Source organism: Paraburkholderia nemoris, from assembly GCF_905221015.1.
Classification (GTDB): Bacteria; Pseudomonadota; Gammaproteobacteria; order Burkholderiales; family Burkholderiaceae; genus Paraburkholderia; species Paraburkholderia nemoris.
In genome coordinates this window covers 1-21,203 of the sequence record NZ_CAJNBO010000017.1, presented here as the reverse complement: position 1 = coordinate 21,203, position 21,203 = coordinate 1, and the positions used below count along the sequence as shown (strand labels likewise).

Sequence of the window (21,203 nt, the reverse complement as noted above, 5' to 3'; positions counted from 1 at the left end):
TTGATTTTCGAACGGTCAAATCAGTCTCCTTCGAGGATTGCCCGTCCTGTATATCAACCGAATGTGACAATACATCACGTTGCGCTGCCAAAGCTAAGGCTGGGCTAGCACGACCGCGCGACACCCGGTCTGCGCCGGGTTACAGCCACGCGGCTTGCTGATCTTCTACAGTGAGTTCTGAAAGTAATTCAAGCCAAGCGCACTCTTCACCTCTGACACCGTCGCGCCCGCCACTTCCCGAGCGCGCATGGTCCCGCGACGCAGAACGTTCAGCACCTCCGCGCGGTCGGTCTCAAACTCGCGGCGGCGTTCCCGGATGGGTGCGAGCATCGCCTGCAGCCGATCGTTGAGTGCGCGCTTAACCACACTGTCGCCCAGGCCGCCACGACGGTAATGTGCTTTGAGTTCGTCGACCATCGGCACGTCCGGTTCGAACGCATCCAGAAACGCGAACACGACGTTACCTTCAACCTGGCCCGGGTCGTTGACGCGCAGGTGGTTAGGGTCGGTGTACATGTTGTTCACGGCCCTGGTGATTTCATCCGGACTCGCGCCCAGCGTAATAGCGTTGCCCAGCGACTTGCTCATCTTGGTTTTGCCATCGAGGCCCGGCAGCCGCGCGACGTGCGAGAGCACCGCTTCGCATTCGACCAGCACCTGCCTGTCGACCGTGCTGTTGAAACGGCGCACCAGTTCGTTGGTTTGTTCGATCATCGGCAACTGGTCGTCACCGACAGGCACGCGCGTCGCCTTGAACGCGGTGATGTCGGCGGCCTGGCTGACCGGATACGTCAGGAAGCCGGCGGGGATATCCCGCTCGAAACCGCGAAGCACGATTTCCGCCTTGATGGTCGGGTTGCGCTCGAGGCGCGCAACGGTCACGAGATTGAGCAGATACTGCGTCAGTTCCGCGAGCTCCGGCACCTGCGACTGGATGAAGATAGTTGATTTGGCAGGGTCGATACCGACAGCCAGATAGTCCAGCGCGACTTCGATGACGTTGTCGGTCACCTTCTGGTGGCGGCCGACGTTGTCCGTCATCGCCTGCGCATCGGCGAGCAGCAAAAACTGCTGCGCTTCGTTTTGAAGTTGCACGCGGGTGCGCAGCGAGCCGATGTAGTGACCGAGGTGCAAGGGACCGGTTGTGCGGTCGCCGGTGAGGATAACGGGTTGTTTCGCCTGTGACATGGTGAGTTCAGTGTTTGGGGACACCACCAGTCATGCGCGCAAAAACAAAAATGCCGCCAGAACTGGCGGCATCACGTTGTAGATGTACGTGTGAAAACGGGCCGCCTGGGTCAGGCGTGCCACCAACAATACAGCTTCAGCGAGGTCGGATTCATTTCCATAAAGTGAGTATAGCGCAGCATGCTCCTTCTGGAACGGCCCACGGCCGGCCAGGCGGGCGTAGCGAGTGACGCGCGAAGAGCAGGAGGCGATGACGCCTGCACGTACGGCGTCCAGAAGATAAGCGCGCGGCAACTGCCTGCTCGCGGAATCTGATCCGTCGTCCCGGAATGTTAGCGGTGGACACCGCACACGAAAAACCTGTATATTTATACAGTACTGCAGGCGCGATTTCACAGCAACGCACTGTCATTTTTAATCGGGGGTGGCTCATGGATGCACGCGTTCGCAGGCCCGTCCATCCCATGCCTGAGATGGCCGTCTTCATCGCTGAATTGCGCTCAGCCTTTGGCGACAAGGCGATTGACGATGCAGTCAGCCGCGGAAAATCCGGGGAGCCGGCTTTTTATGCCTGTGAAAACGGCAACGCTCTGGGCACAGCAAGTCCAGTGAACGACAATGTCTGGCGCGTCAACGCTGACATACGGGACCGGCATTATTGTCCCGGCTGCGATGGCGGCTGCGTCGGGCAAGGGGTGGGTTGCAAAGAGTGGCTGCAACGGAAAGCAGGCAAGGAGAAAGCGTGAAACGTATTGGATTGGCCGTACTGATGGCGACACTTACGCCGGCCGTGTACGCGGCTGGCTACACTGAAGTCTGGAATCCGCCGGAGGCCCGTGCAACCGCTCCCCATAGGGTCGGTGGGGTCGGTGCCGCACGCAAGCTCGCAGTTCATCGACCCGTCACTGCGCACCCGGTGAACGTGCATGTGCGGCGCACGCCGACATCCGCGCCCAGGCTCCTCGCGAAGCAAAGCCACCTACAGAAAAACGCGCCGACAGACGAACCCGATATGTCGGCGATTCCGCGGCAGTTCACGCCCGAGGGAAACGTGCTTCGGGTTGATTCTCGTGGCATGTCGGCTGAGGTCACGCGCTGATGGAATTGGAGAGCTACAACGGCTATAGCGTGTGGGGGCACGCCATCCTGCAGCAGGAAGGCATTCTCGAGCCGGAGCGGTACGCAGCAAGCGGCACGATCACACGAAACAACAAGCTCGTTGAAGCGTCCGGCGTCCTTGGCTATTTCGATACCGAAGAGCAGGCCCAGCATGCCGGACTTGACTGGGCCCGAGCGTGGGTCGATAGCCACGGGTAGACGTACGGCGTGGCGGTCCCCCTCACGTCGAGACGGACCGCCCTTTCTTAGAAGTTAGAACAGGTACATGCCGGCCACAAAAATTACGCCCGAAAACAGAAGCGCGGTGACGCAGTAGCCCATGATGTCGCGCACGCCTAAACCTGCAATGGCGAGCGCCGGAAGCGCCCAGAACGGTTGCGCCATATTGGTCCAGGCCTCACCGTAAGCAATCGCCATCGCAGATTTGCCAAGGTCCGCGCCGAGCGCTTGCGCGGCCGGCATAACAAATGGGCCCTGCACGACCCAATGACCACCACCGGATGGCACGGCAAAGTTGATCAGTGCCGAACTGAGGAATGCGAGCAGCGGGAACGTGTGGACATTGGCGATATCAACGAACCACTTCGTGATGACACCCGCGAGTCCCGAGTGGTCCATCAGCGCCTGGATACCGGCATAAAACGGAAACTGAATCATGATGCCGGACGCGCCCTTCGCTGCCGCCGCTACCGCACGCGCATACGCCATGGGCGTCTTGTGAAGAACAATGCCCGCTGCGAGGAACACCAGGTTGACGGTGTCGATATCCAGTACGAACCCTTTGTTGATGAACCGGATGACCAGGAAGACGGCGCAGAGTACTGCCACGAGGATGGCCAGTACACGGCTTTCTTCCATTCGCTCAGCGAAGGTCGCGTCGGGAGCAAGCTTGCGCTCTACACTCGGCGGATCCTGCAATAAGGCCGGGTCTACCGTGACCACGTCTTCGGGTTTCGGCATCATGAGTCTTGCCAGGATTGGCAAAAGAATAATGAGGCCGATGGTGATAAACGCGTTGTAGCCCGTAAAGATAGTGTGCGAAACCGGAATCAGACCAACGGTCTTCTCCATCGGATTGCCCTTGGTGGCAGCGACGAGCGGCACAGAGCCAGACAAGCCACCATGCCAGGTCAGGAAACCCATGTAGGCACTCGCCACAAGCAGCCGATAGTCGGTTCCCTTGACGCGCCGGGCGACCTCGCGTGCAAGCATCGCGCCCAGAACAAGACCGAATCCCCAATTGATGGCGCAGGCAACGGCGCCGACAAACGCCACCAACATCACGCCTTGACCAGGCGTGCGGGCAGAACTCGCTAGCGCGACAAGCACTCGCTTGACGGGTGCCGAGCTAGCCAGCGCATGTCCCGTTACAAGAATCATCGCCATCTGCATCGAAAATGCGAGCAGGTTCCAGAATCCGGAACCCCAAAGCATCACGAGGTCGGCGGGTGCTTTCGGCGTCAATCCAAGCGCGAGTGCGAAGGTAACGCCGGTGAGCAAAATGGCAAAAATCAGGGGATCGGGCAACACCCGATGCACCACCTGAGTGAAAAAAGCGGAGATACGTTGAATCAATTGTCTACTCCTCGTCACCTTTATAGATGCGGCCAACTGTTCTTGTTATGGGCCGCAAACCGTATGGACCTTAAGTCGCGCGCGGCGATTTTTGCACACAACGAAAAATCCTGCGTCGAGGAACGCAATTGCTAAGTCACACCGAACCCACCTCTCAATCCGATTCTGCCAGCGCGCGATCTGCGCCTAGCTGTTGCCGTGCCTTTGCCCAATATTCCTGGGAACGCCCTTCGGGACTTCCCGCTTTCTCCCACAGATAGAACGCAAGCGTACGAACTTGCTCCTCGGTAACAGGCATATCCATTTCAATCTCCAGAAAAATTTCTTCAATTGGCTAGAGCGTTGACGCCCCGGTCAATCAACAAGCAAGTCTGAAAACAAGACGCAATACAGCGTCCGTCTCTCGAGTGTCAGGACCGTTCATTCGCGCTCGGCCCAAGGCACCGACTAACCTCTATGTTGGTAACGGCTGCTTGCTGCGATGCGCGCCACTACCGGCACCAAACGCGGGTTGAACAAGGGAATTGACCCAGCACGACCTTCAGCGCGAGCAACTATTGCATCAATAGTGACTCGTGCAACCGCGCGTTGTGCCCGCTTTGCGAACTGCTTCAGACGGCGATCAGTCACCGGATGGCGCGCCCATATCAGCGCCGCGAACCAGCCGATAACGGTCCATCCGAGCAGGATGTTCACCATCGTCACCGCAAAGGCGTCTTCGCGGTCTCTCGCGTCTGCGATCATTGCCGGCACCAGATACAGCATCAGCGCACCCAGGAACACCGCACCTTCGATAAGCTTCATCATTTCTTCACCTCGCAACAATCTCGATAGGAGTTTAGATCTGGCCTATCTTTTTTCTAGACCGATAGCGTGAAATCACAATTGCAAAATGCCAGACAATGCCGCTCGCTCCCACGCTTCGCGGGTTCGCCGGGATCGTTACGCTGAAGGAGGTTTGCGACGCGTAGGCTGCAGTGCGCCCCTGCGCGCCAAAGACGGCGGAAGCGTATGCTGCTGTCAATCATCAGGAGACGACCATGAGCCTTGCTGGCAAGACACTATTCATGTCCGGTGGCAGTCGCGGCATCGGACTCGCGATTGCACTCAGAGCCGCACGCGACGGCGCGAATATCGTGATTTGTGCCAAGACCGCGGAGCCAGACCCGCGTCTCGAGGGCACGATTCATACGGCGGCTGCAGCCGTTGAAGCTGCCGGCGGCAAGGCGCTCCCGCTGGTTGTGGATATCCGCGACGAAGAACGCGTAAAGGCGGCAGTCGCCGAGGCCGTTGCTCTGTTCGGCGGCATCGACATCCTCGTGAACAATGCCAGCGCAATTCGACTGACAGGCACGCTAGACACACCCGTCAAACGATACGACCTGATGCATGGGGTCAATGGCAGAGGCACGTTCGTATGCGCGCAAGCGTGCCTGCCGCACCTTCTCAATGCGTCGAATCCGCACATCCTCACACTGTCGCCTCCGTTGGTCCAGGACGAAAAATGGTTTAGCGATTTTCCGGCATACACGATTGCCAAATACACGATGAGCCTGTTCACACTAGCGCTTGCCGGAGAGTTCAGAGACCGGGGTGTCGCCGTCAATTCGCTATGGCCTCGAACAGCTATCGCGACCGCTGCTGTGCAAAATGAAATTGGCGGCAAGGACATGATTGCAGCATGTCGCACGCCTGAGATCGTCGCCGACGCGGCCCACTACATCCTCACGCGCCCGGCCAAAGAGTGCACAGGAAACTTCTTCCTCGACGACGAAGTTCTGTTGGCCGCCGGTGTGCGCGACTTTGCACAGTACGACGTGCAGGCTGGGGCCGCATTGCAAGCGGATTTCTTTGTGGAGGCTCTGCCGGGCATGTTGCCGGCAGACAATATGACTAAGCGTGCATCCCGCAACCCAGCCCGCTAAAAGGTCAGGGTGTGCGGATACGGATGCAGTCACACACACGCTGGAATTGCTAACTTCGTTTATACGTAGCAACTCCAGTCCCTGGTGAATTCGGAGGAACCGTGAGTCGAACTGAGACCGCTTTGATTGTGGGTGCAGGAAAAGGATTGAGTGCTTCGCTCGCGCGACTGTTCGCGGCAGAGGGCATGCAGGTTGCGCTCGCAGCCCGCGATACCAGCAAGCTGACGGAGCTCGTCGACGAAACGGGCGCTCTGCCCGTACGTTGCGACGCCAGTCAACCGGACGACGTCTCCGCACTTTTTGACCGCGTAGAGGACGCATTCGGCGCGCCCGATCTCGTTGTGTATAACGCGAGTGGCCGTTACCGCGCGGCAGTCGAAGACATCGACCCGGAGAAGCTTGAAGAAGCGCTCAAAATCACTGCCGTCGGTGGCTTTCTCGTAGCCCAGGCCGCAGCCGTTCGAATGCTGGCGCGCGGAAACGGCACCATCCTTCTGACCGGCGCTACGGCGAGTGTGAAGGGGCTACCAGGTTCGACGCCATTCGCGATGGGCAAATTCGCGTTGCGTGGGATGGCTCAAAGTATGGCGCGAGAACTCGCTCCGAAAAATATTCATGTCGCGCATTTCATCATCGACGGCGGCATTGCGAGCAGCCGTCCCGAGGCGGACGTTGCCAGCCATGAAGACAAATGGCTGGACCCTGATGCCATTGCCAAGGAATACCTCCATATCCATCGCCAGCATCGCAGTGCGTGGACTTGGGAGGTTGAACTGCGACCTTGGGTGGAGAAGTTTTAGCGCGTCTTTGTCTTTCGCCCGCAGGTCAGTCGCTCGTCATGTGCTGGCATGCTGTCGTTCATATCGAGGCAGACCCGGAACGGCTCCAGGTCTGCTCGCTCCTCGGTTGATTCGGCGATGAAGATGCGGTCCGCCGCACCTTCATCGCTCGACGTCAGCGCTCGACTGACTGTCAGCCTGTCTCAGGCTCGAACTGTTTGCCATCAGTAGCGGCACGCTCAGCGGATAAAAAATTGAAGTCTTTAGAGTGGACGCGCACGGCCTCGGCTGAAAAGTCGCAAGACGGCGAGCAGGATGACCGCGCCAATCAGCGCCGTAATCAGTGAGCCGATTATGCCGCTTCCCAGGTGCAGACCCATCGCCCCGCCAAGCCAACCACCTATGAAAGCTCCGACAATTCCCACGATGATGTCAACCACAATGCCGAAGCCGCCGCCGTCGACGATACGACCCGCGAGAGCGCCAGCAATGCCTCCGATAATCAGCCAAAAGATAATTCCATGCGAGACTGGGTCCATATTTCTTCTCCTATAGTGCCGAATCCGCGTTAGCGGCGAGCAAGCATTCCGATGATAAGTCCGCCTATGAGTGCCATCGTGACCGCTTTCCACGGAGCCTCATGAACGTAATCGTCGGTTGATTCAGAAACGACACGGTACTTCTTCTTGACCACCTCCTGTGCACCAGCAATCTTGTCCTTCACGTCGGACAGCGTGTGGCCACTGGTTGCCCGGTCTGCGTTGCCGCCGCTGGACTTCACTGTAGAGTCGTTGTCCTGTTGAGATGACCCGGCGGAACTGGCCGGCTCGGACGCAACCGGCGGAGCCCCGGCCGCCGGTGCGGTGAGTTGATGCGACTCAGTCATTTGAACCTCCATATTTCGTTTGAATGGCCCGAGGGTTGCGCAAGTGGCGTGCCACACGGAGAGCGTTGAACGAGCGTTTAACGCGAGTGGAGGTCGTCATCAACTGCCGCCCGAACCGGGATTAGTCGCCGACGCCGGCGTGGCAGCGCTGGACTTCTTGTGCATCTTCTTGTGCGAAGTAGTACCAGCGGGTGCCATGCTATTCGCCCCAGACGCGCCCGATACCGTACCGGTTGAACCATCCGCACTCGGTTTGCTCATTCCCGTGCCGCCTTGACCGCCGGCCGCCCCTCCGCCACCCGCTCCCTGTGCGTAGACGGAACCTGATACACCGAAAATCAATGCTGAAATCAAAACTCCTCTCGTCGCGACTCGCATAACAATCTCCTTGAGCGAAGCGGTCGTTAGCACCGGAAGGTGTCAGCCCGCGTCCTGCTTTGCGCAAGTGCCGTGCCGTGGGCCAGTAAAGCCACCTCGGCAACGACGGGATAACGAGCGCCCTGTCGAGCCGCCGCCGGACCAGGCCGCAGAACCGCCAGACAGCACCGTGACACGCTCACTCGCGAACGGACTAGCTGCAGGGCAGCCGCAATGGATTGATCCTGGCTTCACAAGTGGGCCGTAGCCAGGTTGGCAGGCATAGGTGTTGCGCAAAAACGGAATACCTCTGGGTTCGCGATATGTCTACCATCCTGCTCGTCGATGACGACGTAGATTCGCTGTGGCTGCTCCAGATTATCCTGGTGGGACGCGGTTACCGCGTGCTCCTCGCGGAAGGTGGGGAGGCAGCTCTCGCCAAAGCTGCGCAGTGCCTTCCCGACTTGATTGTCACTGACTGCGACATGCCAGGCATGGATGGAATTGCCTTATGCGAACGACTGAAGTTTTATCCCGCGCTTGCCCAGATTCCTGTGGTCATGGCTTCCGGGCGGATGCCGCCGGAAGAGAAATCCACGCTTTGGAATGTTTTTCTTTCAAAGCCCGTCGACCTGAGTGCCTTGGAGCTCGCCATTAACTCACTGTTGGCGAAGCGTTTGTCTGGTCCACAAACCCGCGTCAATGTGCCCGCTCCTGCAGGCTCCCGATGGCAACCAATACCCTCCAGACTTTGCCTGTAGTTGCCCGCGCTCGAAGCTTCGACTGGGAACACCGCTTGCGCGTCATTGAGGTACCTTTTTTGAAGGAGGTGAATCATGGGCTCAATTAACCCGCAAGGCGACACCCAACGCGGAGCTGACATCGTCGGCGGTGGCATGGGCGAAGGACCAGGGCCGGACATCATGGCCGCAGCAACGCTCGATGGGAACAAGGTCATGTCATCTGATGGCGAACACGTGGGAAAAATTTCAGACATCATGCTTGACGTCAGGAACGGCCGCATTGCCTATGCGGTACTTTCTGAGGGAGGTTTCCTTGGAATGGGTTCTACCCTGCATGCCATCCCGTGGAGCGCATTGACTCTTGATACGGAAGAGAAATGCTTCGTCGTCGACATTGCCGCGCAGCGCCTCAAGGAGGACCCTGGATTTGACAAGGACCACTGGCCGATGATGGCGGATGCGAAGTGGGGAGAGTCGACATATAGCTACTACAACCGGGCGCCGTACTGGTCAGCGACCCGCGAGGCGGTGGAAAGTGACCCTGCTCTCCGGCCGAGCGAACACTGAAACCCAAACGGTACCGCTGTAGCGCCTATGCCGCCGCGCGCCCCATTGCGGTGGCATAGGCATCAAATCATGCCCAACGCAACCGGAGATACACATGGCCACCAGCCCGAAGGAACAGAAGCCCGCGAGTGAAAAGTCTGAGGAGGATGTCGATAAGACTATTGAAGACACCTTCCCTGCCAGCGACCCTCCAGCGACGGGTGGAACCACCCGGATTGAGTCGGAGGATGGCGAAGAAGTTGACGAGGACGAGCCGGAATAATAGCAATCGACTTCATCACGAGACACTCCCTCAAATGACGTTTCCATTAACAGGGAGCAAAGAGCGTATCGGAAATAAGAGCGAAAGCCAGTGCATTCGCGATGTCAAATGGGAGCTCCATCACCAGTGCGCCGAGCACGGCCATACTGCAGTTCATTTTTGAATCCAGGCGCAGGTATTCCCCGTATATGCAGTCAAGGCCGCGCAATTACGCATGGCAATCCGACGAACGGAGCATTCGCAGCGCTGTCATTTTCCGCGTCGAACCGCGACTGAATCACATACCTCACATCTGGACTCAGCAAATAGCTGTTCTGTTCAGACTCGGGTAGCTGCTTGCGCGTCGCCGCTACGCAACCAGTCAGCCTTGAGCGGTCTATGAGACTTCGGCGCTGCAAACGCATGCCGATATCACCGGAGAAATACCATGGAAAAGTTGACGATGAACGCGCTGTTCGCGCGTCTAGCTGTTGCGTCGCTTTGCGCGTGCGCTGCAACGTTTGCGCAGGCCGGAGGGAATGGCAACGGCGGAAACGGCAGCGGCGGCGCTCACGGTGCCGCGACGGCAGGGATGACGTACCACAGCGAGCCCGTATCGAGCCCGTGGAACCGGGTTCCCGGTGACATGAGCAAGACCGCGGACACCACGGGCGGCATGGGCATGTCCGCTATGCACCCTGAAGACAACGGCATGCCAACAAAGACTGTTCAATAAGACCGTTCAGGATTGCCGGCGGCGCATCTGCCTTCTGTTCATGCGCCGCCCGCTTTGCCTGCGGTTTAATAGCGGTGATAGTAGCCGCCTGCTGGCACCACAATGCAGCCGCCCAGCGCGCTACCAAGACATACGGCCATCAGCATCAGCACAAAAACTCTTTTCATACACGCCTCACTTGTCAGTTGTGAGCGCACTATATTGAGCCGGCAGATTACCGGTGTTTTTGTGTGTAACGAGACGTGTAGATTGAAACATCTCCCTGCGTTCGCATGATTTCCCGCAGCCCAGTCGTCACGAAATATTCGGTTTCAGAACTCACAAGTGAGCGGTCAGCATCGTGGTCGTCCGGAACGTTAAGCAGTTGAACGGCCAGAAACCGTCCCTTCAACTGAATCGGAGACGACCATGCACAACGCTGCCTACAAAATCGCTGCTGCCGCAGCACTCGCCCTGTCATTCGTGGGCACCGCGTCGGCGCAAACGAACTGGGATGCCACGCACCCACGCCGCGCCGAGGTCAACCATCGCCTCGTGAACCAGGACCGTCGCATCCATCAGGAAGTACGAGAGGGTGAGATGTCCCGCGCCCAGGCGGCGAGGCTGCATCGCGATGACCATCAGATTCGCCAGGAAGAGCGCGACATGGCGAGTCAGAACGGCAGCCACATTACCAGGCGCGAAGACTACGCGCTGAACCAGCAGGAAAACCATGTGAGCCGGCAAATCGGGCAATAACGCCTATCGCTAACGTCGGCGACGGCCCAAAGTCAGGCCGGCGCTGGCGTCGGTGGTCTGCGTTCTATCTGACTTTGGTGGCCTTCAGACTTGCTGGAGAGCGATATGAAGAGCACGAATGGCCAATCCCTGCGTTGTCAGGTCGAAAAATGGCTCGCGCCGACGCCCGCGACGCCAGTTCGTGTGACCGTTTTCAGCCGCACCAGATTGGGTGGCCGACGATACGTGTGCATCGAAACCGCGTCGCAATCTGGAACGCACACGCTGTTCTTCTTCAAGCATGATGACGGCAGTTGGTGCGTGTTCCCGCAGACTGCCAACAAGCGGAAGTTGGCCACAGAGCAACCCGATTTCTCGCATTCGCTTCGAGTAGACGCGGCAGGATGACGTACGTACCACAGCAAAATTGAAAGCAGGACGGTCGCAGCAACGCTCGATACCTTGGACGCATTGGCGCTGATGGCAGGCGTAGAAACCTGGCCATTGCTGGTTTGATGCCGACAAGGAAACCCGCGGTAGGGCGAATTTTGTTGTGTCGCCATAGGACGAAAAAAAAGGCGTCACGTTTCCGTGACGCCTTAAAAAGTTCTAGCCATTCCGAGGGCCGTGCTAGAACCTGAGAGACGGTATTCGAAAGTTGGACGGGCGCGCGATGTTGAATGCCGGGCTCGACACAGACACTGCGTGGACTGCTACGGGAGACTGTTAGAGGTAGTCGACCAGACACTCCGCGGACCACGGTTGGTTCAGAATTTCAAAATGCAGAACCTGAAACCGTCTTTCGAAATGAGATTCCATTTTTTATGGTTATGCTGACTAAGTCAAGCAAAATCTAAAGAGGTCTCATTCGTCTCGGCAAAATATTCCGATACAATGAATCTTCTGACGAAAAATGGAATTCATGCCCCATTTTGGGGCTTCTGCCGCACCTCGGCGGAACGGTTGCTGACAGGCAAGCGAACAGAAAACTGAAATATAGTTCCATAAAAACGATATGACCCGACCCACGTCCTCCCGAACTGCCGCAGGCCCAGCCAAAGACAAAGACGGCTCGGGCGAGGAAGTCACCGCGCTGGCACGTGGTTTGACCGTGCTGCGCTCGATCGCCGCCGCCGATGCGCCGCTCAGCAACCGCGAGTTGACCGAGCTGACTGGCATTCCGAAACCCACCGTGTCGCGCATTACCGCCACGCTCGTCGGCGCAGGCTTCCTGTTCCGCTTGCCCGACAGCGAGCGATTCGTGCTGACTTCGTCGGTCCTGGAGTTGAGCAACGGCTTTTTGCGCAACTTCGACATCCGGGCCCGGGCGCGCCCCTTCCTTATCGAACTCGCCGAACGCACCGCATTATCCGTGCATCTGGCCGTACGCGACCGCCTCGACATGGTGGTCATCGACGCAATCCGGCCGCGTTCGGCGGTGCTGGTATCGCGCCTCGAAATCGGCTCGCGCATGAACCTCAGCCGCACTGCAGTCGGCCGCGCCTATCTGTCAGCGCTTGCCGAACCCGAACGGGAAAAATTGCTGATCGGCCTGCAAGCCGCCGAAGGCGACGACTGGGGCCATGTCAGCAGCCGCCTGACAAGCGCACTACGGGAAACCGCGGAACAAGGCTTCGCGATCGCCACGGGCGAATGGTACGACGGTCTGAACGCGATCGCATCCGGATTCACCGGCCCCTCGGGCGAACGCTACGCCGTCAATTGCGGCGGCTCCGCGGATCAGTGTCCACGCGACTGGCTGATCTCGCGCGCGGCGCCGGCCCTGCTCGAATGCATCAGCAAGATCGTTCTCGAGATCGGCGGTACGCCTGGGCGCCGCCTCGACAACTGAAACGCGCGGGCGATCATCGGTCGGCGGCCACGGTATTTCCCAGCCGCCCTCCACTCGCACTGTAACCTTCGTAATCAAAAGAAAAATACACGGGTGGACTGTTACAGAGCCCGCGACGTAGGATCACGCATTCCCGTCGCGGGCGCTCGCCCGGCTTGCCGCTATCGCCCTTCGATAACGTCCCGCCGACCTGTCATGATGCCGCAATGCGTTAACATCTTTGTCCCGCGCCTCGGGTAGCATCGCGCTGAACATTTGCGGCGCGTCCGCTGTCGAAACCGCCTGTCATGCCGCCTGCGTGCCGGTCCGCTGAACTCTTGAAGCGGTACAAGCGCACGAGCGGCTCACATCAAAGCCAGCCACCAGACCGAACCGATGGACGAACAACAAAAGCATTCGGAAACTTCACGCCCTGCCGCCCCGGCTTCTCAACCCGGTTCGCAACCGTCCACCACCGGGAAACCTGTCGGCGGTCCCGGCAACTCACCGGTCGCAGCAAAAAGCCATCGCGGGCGCAACATCGCGCTGATCGTGGCGGCGCTGGTCATCCTCGGGATCGTGTTGTGGCGCTGGCATCCGTGGGGCGGCCCCGGCGGCGGCGCGAGCGGAGCTGCCGGTGCAAGCGGCGCGAGCGGCGGCCGCGCGGGCCGTGGTGGCGCTGGCGGCCTCTCCAACATGCCGCAGCCGGTTCACGTGGCGACCGCCACACAAGGTGAGATGCCGGTCGTGCTGACCGCGCTCGGCACGGTCACGCCGCTCGCCAACGTCACCGTGCTACCGCAGTTGAGCGGCGTGCTGCAGGACGTGTATTTCAAGGAAGGTCAAATGGTCAAGAAGGGCGACGTGCTCGCCCAGATCGACCCGCGCCCCTACCAGATCTCCCTGGAGAACGCGCAAGGCACCCTCGCGCGTGACCAGGCGCTGCTGCAAACTGCCCGCCTCGACCTGAAGCGTTATCAGACTCTACTCTCGCAAGACTCGATCGCCAGCCAGCAGGTCGATACGCAGGCCTCGCTCGTGCGGCAGTATGAAGGCACGGTGAAGTCCGACCAGGCAAACATCGATACCTTCAAGCTCGACCTCGTCTATGCGCGCATCACGGCGCCGGTGTCGGGGCGCGTCGGTTTGCGCCAGGTCGATCCGGGCAACTACGTGACGCCGAGCCTGACCAACGGCATCGTCGTGATTACGCAGTTGCAGCCGATCAGCGTGATCTTCACGACCTCCGAAGACAACCTGCAGCAGATCCTCCAGCAGACCCAAACGGGCGCTAAGCTCTCGGTCACCGCATACGACCGCAGCAACACAACGTCCCTCGAAGGCGGCTCGCTCGAAACCCTGGATAACCAGATCGACACCACGACCGGCACGGTCAAACTGCGCGCAGTCTTCCAGAACGAGAAGAACGTGCTGTTCCCGAATCAGTTCGTGAATACGCGCCTGCTCGTGGACACGATCAAGGACGCCGTGATCGTACCCACGCCGGCAGTCTTGAACGGCTCGATGGGTCAGTTCGTGTATGTCGTGAAGCCGGACAACACGGTGACCGTGCGTCCGGTCAAGATCGGTCCAGTGGACGGCGAACGCACCAGCATCAAATCCGGCCTGCAGGTCGGCGAGCGCGTCGTGATCGACGGTTCGGACCGGCTGAAGGAAGGCGCCAAGATCACGATTCCGGCCGACCGGCCGCGCGGCGCTTCAGGCGCGCGTGGTGCGAGCGGTGCAAGCGGCGCGGCTGCCGCTTCGGGCGCATCCGGCGCGCATGGACATCATCGCAAACACGCGGCGCAAGCCTCGGAATAAAGGCACGGCAACTATCGCATGAATCCATCCCGCGCCTTTATTCTGCGTCCCGTCGGCACCGCGCTGCTGATGGCGGCGATCATGCTGGTCGGTCTCGTCGCGCTGCGCTTTCTGCCGCTTTCCGCGCTGCCCGAGGTCGACTATCCGACGATCCAGGTGCAGACCTTCTATCCGGGCGCGAGCCCGGACGTGATGACCTCGTCGGTCACTGCGCCGCTCGAACGCCAGTTCGGGCAGATGCCGTCGTTGAATCAGATGTCGTCGCAAAGCTCGGCCGGCTCGTCGATCATCACGCTGCAATTCAGCCTCGATCTGCCGCTCGACATCGCCGAGCAGGAAGTCCAGGCGGCGATCAACGCCGCGGGCAACCTGCTGCCGTCCGACCTGCCCGCGCCACCGATCTACGCGAAGGTCAATCCTGCCGACGCGCCGATCATCACGCTCGCGATCACCTCGAAGACGATGCCGCTCACGCAGGTACAGGACCTGGCCGACACGCGTCTCGCGCAGAAGATCTCGCAGGTCGCGGGTGTGGGTCTGGTGAGCCTGTCTGGCGGTCAACGCCCGGCCGTACGGATTCAGGCGAACCCACGCGCGCTCGCCGCGTATGGTCTGAATCTGGACGACTTGCGCACCACGATTTCGAACCTGAACGTCAACACGCCGAAGGGCAACTTCGACGGCCCGACGCGCAACTACACGATCAACGCGAACGACCAACTGACCGACGCGGAGGCTTACAAGAGCGCCGTGGTCGCATACAAGGGCGGCCGTCCGGTCATGCTGACGGACGTCGCCAACATCGTGCAGGGCGCGGAGAACACCAAGCTCGGCGCATGGGTCAACAACACGCCGGCGATCATCCTGAACGTGCAGCGCCAGCCGGGCGCGAACGTGATCCAGGTGGTCGACAGCATCAAGGCGCTGCTGCCGCAACTGCAACAGTCGCTGCCCGCCGCGCTCGACGTGGAGATCGTCACCGACCGCACCACCACGATCCGCGCCTCCGTGCGCGACGTGCAGTTCGAATTGCTGATGTCGGTCGTGCTGGTGGTGCTGGTGATGTACCTGTTCCTCGCCAACGTCTACGCGACCATCATTCCGAGTCTGTCGGTGCCGCTCTCGCTGATCGGCACGCTCGCGGTGATGTACCTGTGCGGGTTCTCGCTGGATAACCTGTCGCTGATGGCGTTGACCATCGCGACCGGCTTCGTGGTGGACGATGCGATCGTGATGATCGAGAACATCGCGCGCTATGTCGAAGAAGGCGAATCGCCGCTGGAAGCCGCGTTGAAGGGCTCGAAACAGATCGGCTTCACGATTATTTCGCTGACGGTTTCGCTAATCGCCGTGCTGATTCCGCTGCTCTTCATGGGCGACGTGGTGGGACGCCTGTTCCACGAATTCGCGATCACGCTGGCCGTGACGATCGTGATTTCGGCGATCGTCTCGCTCACGCTCGTGCCGATGATGTGCGCGAAACTCCTGCGCCACACACCGCCGCATGAAAGCCATCGTTTCGAAGCGAAGGCCCACCAGTTTATCGACTGGGTGATCGCCCGCTATGCGGTCGCACTTACCTGGGTGTTGAACCGGCAACGCTCCACGCTATTCGTCGCGGTGCTCACGCTCGTGCTGACCGGCGTGCTGTACGTGTACATTCCGAAGGGTTTCTTCCCGGTGCAGGATACCGGCGTGATCCAGGCGATCACGCAGGCGCCGCAGTCGGTGTCGTATGCGTCGATGGCTGAACGTCAGCAGGAACTCGCGGCGCAGATCCTGAAGAACCCGGACGTGGAAAGCCTCACCTCGTTTATCGGCGTGGACGGCAGCAACATCACGTTGAACAGCGGCCGCATGCTGATCAACCTGAAGCCGCGCGACGACCGCAGCAACACCGCGAGCGACGTGATCCGCCAGTTGCAGCAGGACGTCGCGCATATTCCGGGCGCCTCGCTGTACATGCAGCCGGTGCAGGATCTGACGATCGATTCCACGGTCAGCCCGACGCAGTACCAGTTCATGCTGACCGATCCGAACATCAGCGAATTCACCACGTGGGTGCCGAAGCTGGTCGACCGGCTGAAGCAGTCGCCGGAACTCGCGGACGTGGCCACCGACTTGCAGGACAACGGCCAGTCGGTCTACATCGAAATCGACCGCGCCACGGCGTCGCGTTACGGCATCACGCCGGCCACCGTGGATAGCGCGCTGTATGACGCATTCGGCCAGCGCATCATCTCGACCATCTTCACGCAATCGAACCAGTACCGCGTGATTCTGGAAGCGCAGCCGCAGATGCAGCACTACACCGAGTCGCTGAAATCGATCTACCTGCCCTCTTCCACTTCGTCGGGCGGCCAGGTGCCGCTGTCGTCGATCGCGAAGTTCATCGAGAAACCGGCGCCGCTGCTCGTCACACACTTGAGCCAGTTCCCGGCCACCACCGTTTCGTTCAACCTCGCGCCCGGTTCATCGCTCGGCGCGGCGGTGAAAGCAATCGATCAGGCGGAGAAGGATGTCGGGCTGCCGGCGTCGTTCCAGACGCGCTTCCAGGGCGCGGCGCTGGCGTTCCAGGCGTCGCTGTCGAACGAACTGTTCCTGATCCTGGCGGCAATCGTCACGATGTATATCGTGCTCGGCGTGCTGTACGAGAGCTTCATCCACCCGATCACGATTCTGTCGACGCTGCCGTCGGCCGGCGTCGGCGCCCTGCTCGCGCTGCTGATCACCGGGCACGATCTCGACATCATCGGCATCATCGGTATCGTGCTGCTGATCGGTATCGTGAAGAAGAACGCCATCATGATGATCGACTTCGCGCTCTACGCCGAGCGCGAGGAAGGCAAGCCGCCGCGCGAAGCCATCTATCAGGCGTGTCTGCTGCGCTTCCGGCCGATCCTGATGACCACACTTGCCGCCCTGCTCGGCGCCCTGCCGCTGATGCTCGGCACCGGCGCCGGCTCGGAATTGCGCCGCCCGCTCGGTATCGCGATTGCCGGCGGTTTGATCGTCAGCCAGTTGCTCACGCTGTTCACCACGCCGGTGATCTATCTCGGCTTCGACTCGCTCGCCCGCCGCGCGCGTGAACGCTTCAATCGCGGCAAGCCTGTGCCGCCCGCCACCGATGCAGGGACTTGAGCGATGAACCTGTCGCGTCCGTTTATCTCCCGCCCGGTCGCCACCACGCTGCTGGCGATCGGCATCGCGCTGTCCGGTATTTTTGCGTTCACCAAGCTGCCGGTCGCGCCGCTGCCACAGGTCGATTTCCCGACCATTTCGGTGCAGGCGACGCTGCCGGGCGCGAGCCCGGACACGGTCGCGACCAGCGTCGCGAGTCCGCTCGAACGGCATCTCGGCTCGATCGCCGACGTCACCGAAATGACCTCGCAGAGCTCGGTCGGCTCGACGCGCATTACGCTGCAGTTCGGTCTGAACCGCGACATCGACGGCGCCGCGCGCGACGTGCAAGCGGCCATCAACGCCGCGCGCGCCGATCTGCCGGCGAGCTTGCGCAGCAACCCGACGTACCACAAGGTGAATCCGGCCGACGCGCCGATCCTGATTCTCGCGCTCACGTCGAAGACGCTGACCGCCGGCCAGTTGTACGACTCGGCGGCCACCGTGTTGCAGCAGTCGCTCTCGCAGGTGGACGGCGTCGGCGAAGTGGATGTGAGTGGTTCGGCGAATCCGGCTGTGCGTGTCGAACTTGAACCGAATGCCCTGTCCCACTACGGCATCGGTCTCGAAGACGTGCGCGCGGCGCTCGCCGCGGCTAATGCGAACAGCCCGAAAGGCTCGATCGAATTCGGCCCGAACCGCGTGCAGATCTACACCAACGACCAGGCGAGCAAGGCGTCGCAGTATAAGGATCTGGTCATCGCGTACCGTAATGGCGCGGCGGTGAAGCTGTCCGACGTCGCCGAAGTGGTGGACTCGGTCGAAGACCTGCGCAACCTGGGCCTCTTCAACGGCAAGCGTTCGGTGCTGGTGATTCTGTACCGCCAGCCCGGCGCGAACATTATCGACACCATCGACCGCGTGATGGGGATGCTGCCGCAATTGCACGCGTCGCTGCCCGCCGACGTCGACATCGCGCCCGCCGCCGACCGCTCCACGACGATCCGCGCGTCGCTGAAAGACACCGAGCGCACGCTGATGATCGCGGTAGCGCTGGTGGTGATGGTGGTGTTCCTGTTCCTGCGCAACTGGCGCGCCACGCTGATTCCGAGCGTGGCCGTGCCGATCTCGATCATCGGCACGTTCGGCGCGATGTATATGCTGGGCTTTTCGATCGACAACCTCTCGCTGATGGCACTAACGATCGCGACCGGCTTCGTGGTCGACGATGCGATCGTGGTGCTGGAGAACATCTCACGGCATATCGAGAATGGCGTGCCACGCATGAAGGCCGCATTCCTCGGCGCGCGCGAAGTCGGCTTCACGGTGCTGTCGATCAGTATCTCGCTGGTCGCCGTGTTCCTGCCGATTCTGCTGATGGGCGGCATTGTCGGCCGGCTGTTCCGCGAGTTCGCGCTGACGCTGTCGCTCGCGATCGGCGTGTCGCTGATCGTCTCGCTCACCTTGACGCCGATGATGTGTTCGCGCCTCCTGCGCGAGCCGCATGAGAAAAAGGAAGAAGGACGTTTCGGCCTCTGGCTCGAACGCGGCTTCATGTCGATGCATCGCGGTTATGAGCGCACCCTTGGCTGGGCGCTGCGGCATCCGCGCCTGATCGTGATGATTCTGCTCGCGACCATTGGACTGAACATCTGGCTGTACATCATCGTGCCGAAGGGCTTCTTTCCGCAGCAGGACACCGGCCGGCTGGTCGGCGGCATCCAGGCCGACCAGAGCACGTCGTTCCAGGCGATGAAAGGCAAGTTCTCGGAGATGATGGAGATCGTCGGCAAGAACCCTGCGGTGGACAGCGTGGCGGGTTTCACCGGCGGCCGGCAGACCAACTCCGGTTTCATGTTCGTTTCGCTGAAGCCGAAGAGCGAGCGCAAGCTCTCCGCCGACCAGGTGATCCAGCAACTGCGCGCCCCACTCGGCGACGTGGCCGGCGCGCGGACTTTCCTGCAAGCGGTGCAGGACATTCGCGTAGGCGGCCGGCAATCGAACGCACAGTATCAGTTCACGCTGCTGGCCGATTCGACGCCTGACCTGTATCTGTGGGGACCGAAGCTCACCGAGGCGCTGCAGGCGCGCCCCGAACTCGCCGACGTGAACTCCGACCAGCAGCAAGGCGGCCTCGAGGCGATGGTGACGATCGACCGCGCGACTGCCGCGCGCCTCGGCATCAAGCCGGCGCAGATCGATAACACCTTGTACGACGCGTTCGGCCAGCGCCAGGTCTCGACGATTTACAACCCGCTGAACCAGTATCACGTTGTGATGGAAGTGGCGCCGAAGTACTGGCAAAGCCCGGACATGCTGAAACAGATTTACGTCAGCACCTCGGGCGGCAGCGCGAGCGGTGCGCAGACCACCAACGCGCCGGCCGGCACGGTGACCTCGCAGACAACCGCTACGGCGAGTACGAGCGCGACGACGGGCGGCACCGCGGGCACGACTGCGTCAAGCGTGGCGAGCATTGCTGCCGATTCCGCGCGCAACCAGGCGATCAATTCGATTGCGGCGAGCGGCAAGTCGAGTGCTTCGTCGGGGGCGGCCGTGTCGACCTCGAAGGAAACGATGGTGCCGTTGTCGGCGATCGCGAGCTTCGGGCCGGGGAATACGCCGTTGTCGGTGAATCACCAGAGCCAGTTCGTGGCCTCGACGATTTCGTTCAATCTGCCGCCGGGCGTGTCCTTATCGACCGCGACGCAGGCGATTTACGACACGATGGCGCAGATCGGCATGCCGGGAACGATCCACGGCAGCTTCCAGGGTACGGCCCAGGCGTTCCAGCAGTCGATGTCCGACCAGCCGATCCTGATTCTGGCCGCGTTGGCGGCGGTGTATATCGTGCTGGGGATGTTGTACGAGAGCTATATCCACCCGCTGACGATTTTGTCGACCCTGCCCTCCGCGGGCGTGGGGGCGTTGCTGGCTTTGCTTCTGTTCAAGACTGAGTTCAGCATCATTGCGTTGATCGGGGTGATCTTGCTGATCGGCATCGTGAAGAAGAACGCGATCATGATGGTGGACTTTGCCATTGAGGCCTCCCGGCAGGGGTTGTCGTCGCAGGATGCGATTTATCAGGCTTGTATGTTGCGGTTTCGGCCGATCATGATGACGACTTGTGCCGCGCTGCTTGGCGCGTTGCCGCTGGCTTTTGGAAGTGGTGAAGGGGCGGAGCTTCGGGCTCCGCTGGGGATTGCTATTGTGGGTGGGTTGATTGTTAGTCAGATGCTGACTTTGTATACCACTCCCGTGGTTTATCTTTATATGGATCGGATTCGGGTTCGGTGGGAGGGCCGCAAGGGGCGGCGGGCTGGAGTGGCAGCGTCTTGAGTTTTTTTGCCTTCGCGGCGCTTGTTGTTCGTGGCTCTGGCCTTGGTGCCTTTCCTTGCATTGTTAGTGGTCTATTAGCGTTGCCCCTGTGCGGGGCGGCACTTACTTTCTTTGCCGCCGCAAAGAAAGATAAGCAAAGAAAGCGGCGGCGGATTCAACCGGTCAGCGCAACACCCAACGTTTCCGCCAGTTTCTCGGCAGGGCTCATAAATTGCAAGGTCTGACGGGGTCGACCGTTCAGTTGCGCGGCGACCTT

General features: G+C 60.5%; 21 protein-coding genes. 14 read left to right on the top strand and 7 right to left on the bottom strand.

Features of this window, described 5'->3' with window-relative positions:
- Positions 1–165 precede the first annotated feature (165 nt).
- Together trpS and KHO33_RS24990 are read right to left on the bottom strand one after the other, a co-directional pair.
- Positions 166–1,188, bottom strand: coding sequence for a tryptophan--tRNA ligase (trpS, locus tag KHO33_RS24995; RefSeq protein WP_200565653.1), 1,023 nt, complete (start codon positions 1,186–1,188; stop codon positions 166–168).
- A 30-nt stretch (positions 1,189–1,218) separates the two neighbouring features.
- A complete protein-coding gene (locus KHO33_RS24990; protein ID WP_200565652.1) occupies positions 1,219–1,482 on the bottom strand; it encodes a hypothetical protein in 264 nt (87 codons plus the stop codon).
- A 44-nt stretch (positions 1,483–1,526) separates the two neighbouring features.
- On the opposite strand from KHO33_RS24990, the gene KHO33_RS24985 reads away from it, so the two are divergent.
- Genes KHO33_RS24985 through KHO33_RS24975 form a run of 3 tightly spaced genes read left to right on the top strand, consistent with a single transcriptional unit; the run spans position 1,527 to position 2,505 of the window.
- A complete protein-coding gene (locus tag KHO33_RS24985; RefSeq protein ID WP_407946196.1) occupies positions 1,527–1,934 on the top strand; it encodes a hypothetical protein in 408 nt (135 codons plus the stop codon).
- Positions 1,931–2,287: a hypothetical protein gene (locus KHO33_RS24980; protein ID WP_054039971.1), complete on the top strand. Its 357-nt coding sequence runs from the start codon at positions 1,931–1,933 to the stop codon at positions 2,285–2,287. Before KHO33_RS24985 ends, KHO33_RS24980 begins: the two co-directional genes overlap by 4 nt.
- On the top strand, positions 2,287–2,505 hold the full coding sequence (locus KHO33_RS24975) for a hypothetical protein (RefSeq protein WP_054039969.1): 219 nt from the start codon (positions 2,287–2,289) through the stop codon (positions 2,503–2,505). The genes KHO33_RS24980 and KHO33_RS24975 overlap by 1 nt, the downstream gene beginning before the upstream one ends.
- A gap of 54 nt (positions 2,506–2,559) precedes the next feature.
- Here KHO33_RS24975 and KHO33_RS24970 read toward each other — a convergent pair whose 3' ends face one another.
- From KHO33_RS24970 to KHO33_RS24960, 3 genes are all read right to left on the bottom strand, one after another.
- On the bottom strand, positions 2,560–3,882 hold the full coding sequence (locus tag KHO33_RS24970; RefSeq protein WP_054039967.1) for a TIGR00366 family protein: 1,323 nt from the start codon (positions 3,880–3,882) through the stop codon (positions 2,560–2,562).
- 154 nt (positions 3,883–4,036) lie between these two features.
- On the bottom strand, positions 4,037–4,186 hold the full coding sequence (locus KHO33_RS24965; RefSeq protein ID WP_128576660.1) for a DUF2934 domain-containing protein: 150 nt from the start codon (positions 4,184–4,186) through the stop codon (positions 4,037–4,039).
- Positions 4,187–4,329: 143 nt separating this feature from the next.
- On the bottom strand, positions 4,330–4,689 hold the full coding sequence (locus KHO33_RS24960) for a superinfection immunity protein (RefSeq protein WP_054039965.1): 360 nt from the start codon (positions 4,687–4,689) through the stop codon (positions 4,330–4,332).
- Between the two features lie 233 nt (positions 4,690–4,922).
- Between KHO33_RS24960 and KHO33_RS24955 the strand changes: the two genes are divergently transcribed.
- Positions 4,923–5,807 carry an SDR family oxidoreductase gene (locus tag KHO33_RS24955; RefSeq protein WP_054040086.1) on the top strand — a complete coding sequence of 295 codons (885 nt, stop codon included), beginning with the start codon at positions 4,923–4,925 and terminating at the stop codon, positions 5,805–5,807.
- 128 nt (positions 5,808–5,935) lie between these two features.
- The gene (locus tag KHO33_RS24950) at positions 5,936–6,607 is read left to right on the top strand and encodes an SDR family NAD(P)-dependent oxidoreductase (RefSeq protein WP_236062572.1); all 672 of its coding nucleotides are present in this window, start codon (positions 5,936–5,938) and stop codon (positions 6,605–6,607) included.
- A gap of 242 nt (positions 6,608–6,849) precedes the next feature.
- Here KHO33_RS24950 and KHO33_RS24945 read toward each other — a convergent pair whose 3' ends face one another.
- Together KHO33_RS24945 and KHO33_RS24940 are read right to left on the bottom strand one after the other, a co-directional pair.
- A complete protein-coding gene (locus KHO33_RS24945) occupies positions 6,850–7,125 on the bottom strand; it encodes a GlsB/YeaQ/YmgE family stress response membrane protein (protein ID WP_054039962.1) in 276 nt (91 codons plus the stop codon).
- Positions 7,126–7,154: 29 nt separating this feature from the next.
- Complete coding sequence (locus KHO33_RS24940; protein WP_054040085.1) at positions 7,155–7,472, bottom strand: DUF883 family protein; 318 nt, start codon at positions 7,470–7,472, stop codon at positions 7,155–7,157.
- Between the two features lie 680 nt (positions 7,473–8,152).
- Between KHO33_RS24940 and KHO33_RS24935 the strand changes: the two genes are divergently transcribed.
- The 9 genes from KHO33_RS24935 to KHO33_RS24895 all read left to right on the top strand — a co-directional run bounded on the left by KHO33_RS24935 (position 8,153) and on the right by KHO33_RS24895 (position 20,947).
- Positions 8,153–8,590: a response regulator gene (locus KHO33_RS24935; protein ID WP_054039960.1), complete on the top strand. Its 438-nt coding sequence runs from the start codon at positions 8,153–8,155 to the stop codon at positions 8,588–8,590.
- 75 nt (positions 8,591–8,665) lie between these two features.
- On the top strand, positions 8,666–9,139 hold the full coding sequence (locus KHO33_RS24930) for a PRC-barrel domain-containing protein (RefSeq protein WP_054039958.1): 474 nt from the start codon (positions 8,666–8,668) through the stop codon (positions 9,137–9,139).
- Positions 9,140–9,233: 94 nt separating this feature from the next.
- Entirely contained in the window at positions 9,234–9,401 is a 168-nt protein-coding gene (locus KHO33_RS24925; RefSeq protein WP_172737807.1) for a hypothetical protein, read from the top strand.
- Positions 9,402–9,828: 427 nt separating this feature from the next.
- Entirely contained in the window at positions 9,829–10,116 is a 288-nt protein-coding gene (locus KHO33_RS24920) for a hypothetical protein (protein WP_200565651.1), read from the top strand.
- Positions 10,117–10,524: 408 nt separating this feature from the next.
- Positions 10,525–10,854 carry a hypothetical protein gene (locus KHO33_RS24915; protein WP_054039954.1) on the top strand — a complete coding sequence of 110 codons (330 nt, stop codon included), beginning with the start codon at positions 10,525–10,527 and terminating at the stop codon, positions 10,852–10,854.
- 994 nt (positions 10,855–11,848) lie between these two features.
- The gene (locus KHO33_RS24910) at positions 11,849–12,685 is read left to right on the top strand and encodes an IclR family transcriptional regulator (protein WP_054039953.1); all 837 of its coding nucleotides are present in this window, start codon (positions 11,849–11,851) and stop codon (positions 12,683–12,685) included.
- Positions 12,686–13,060: 375 nt separating this feature from the next.
- Entirely contained in the window at positions 13,061–14,488 is a 1,428-nt protein-coding gene (locus KHO33_RS24905) for an MdtA/MuxA family multidrug efflux RND transporter periplasmic adaptor subunit (protein WP_200565650.1), read from the top strand.
- An 18-nt stretch (positions 14,489–14,506) separates the two neighbouring features.
- Positions 14,507–17,629 (top strand): MdtB/MuxB family multidrug efflux RND transporter permease subunit, encoded by a 3,123-nt coding sequence (locus KHO33_RS24900; protein WP_054039951.1) that lies wholly within the window; start codon positions 14,507–14,509, stop codon positions 17,627–17,629.
- A gap of 3 nt (positions 17,630–17,632) precedes the next feature.
- Complete coding sequence (locus tag KHO33_RS24895; RefSeq protein ID WP_200565649.1) at positions 17,633–20,947, top strand: efflux RND transporter permease subunit; 3,315 nt, start codon at positions 17,633–17,635, stop codon at positions 20,945–20,947.
- Positions 20,948–21,203: the final 256 nt, after the last annotated feature.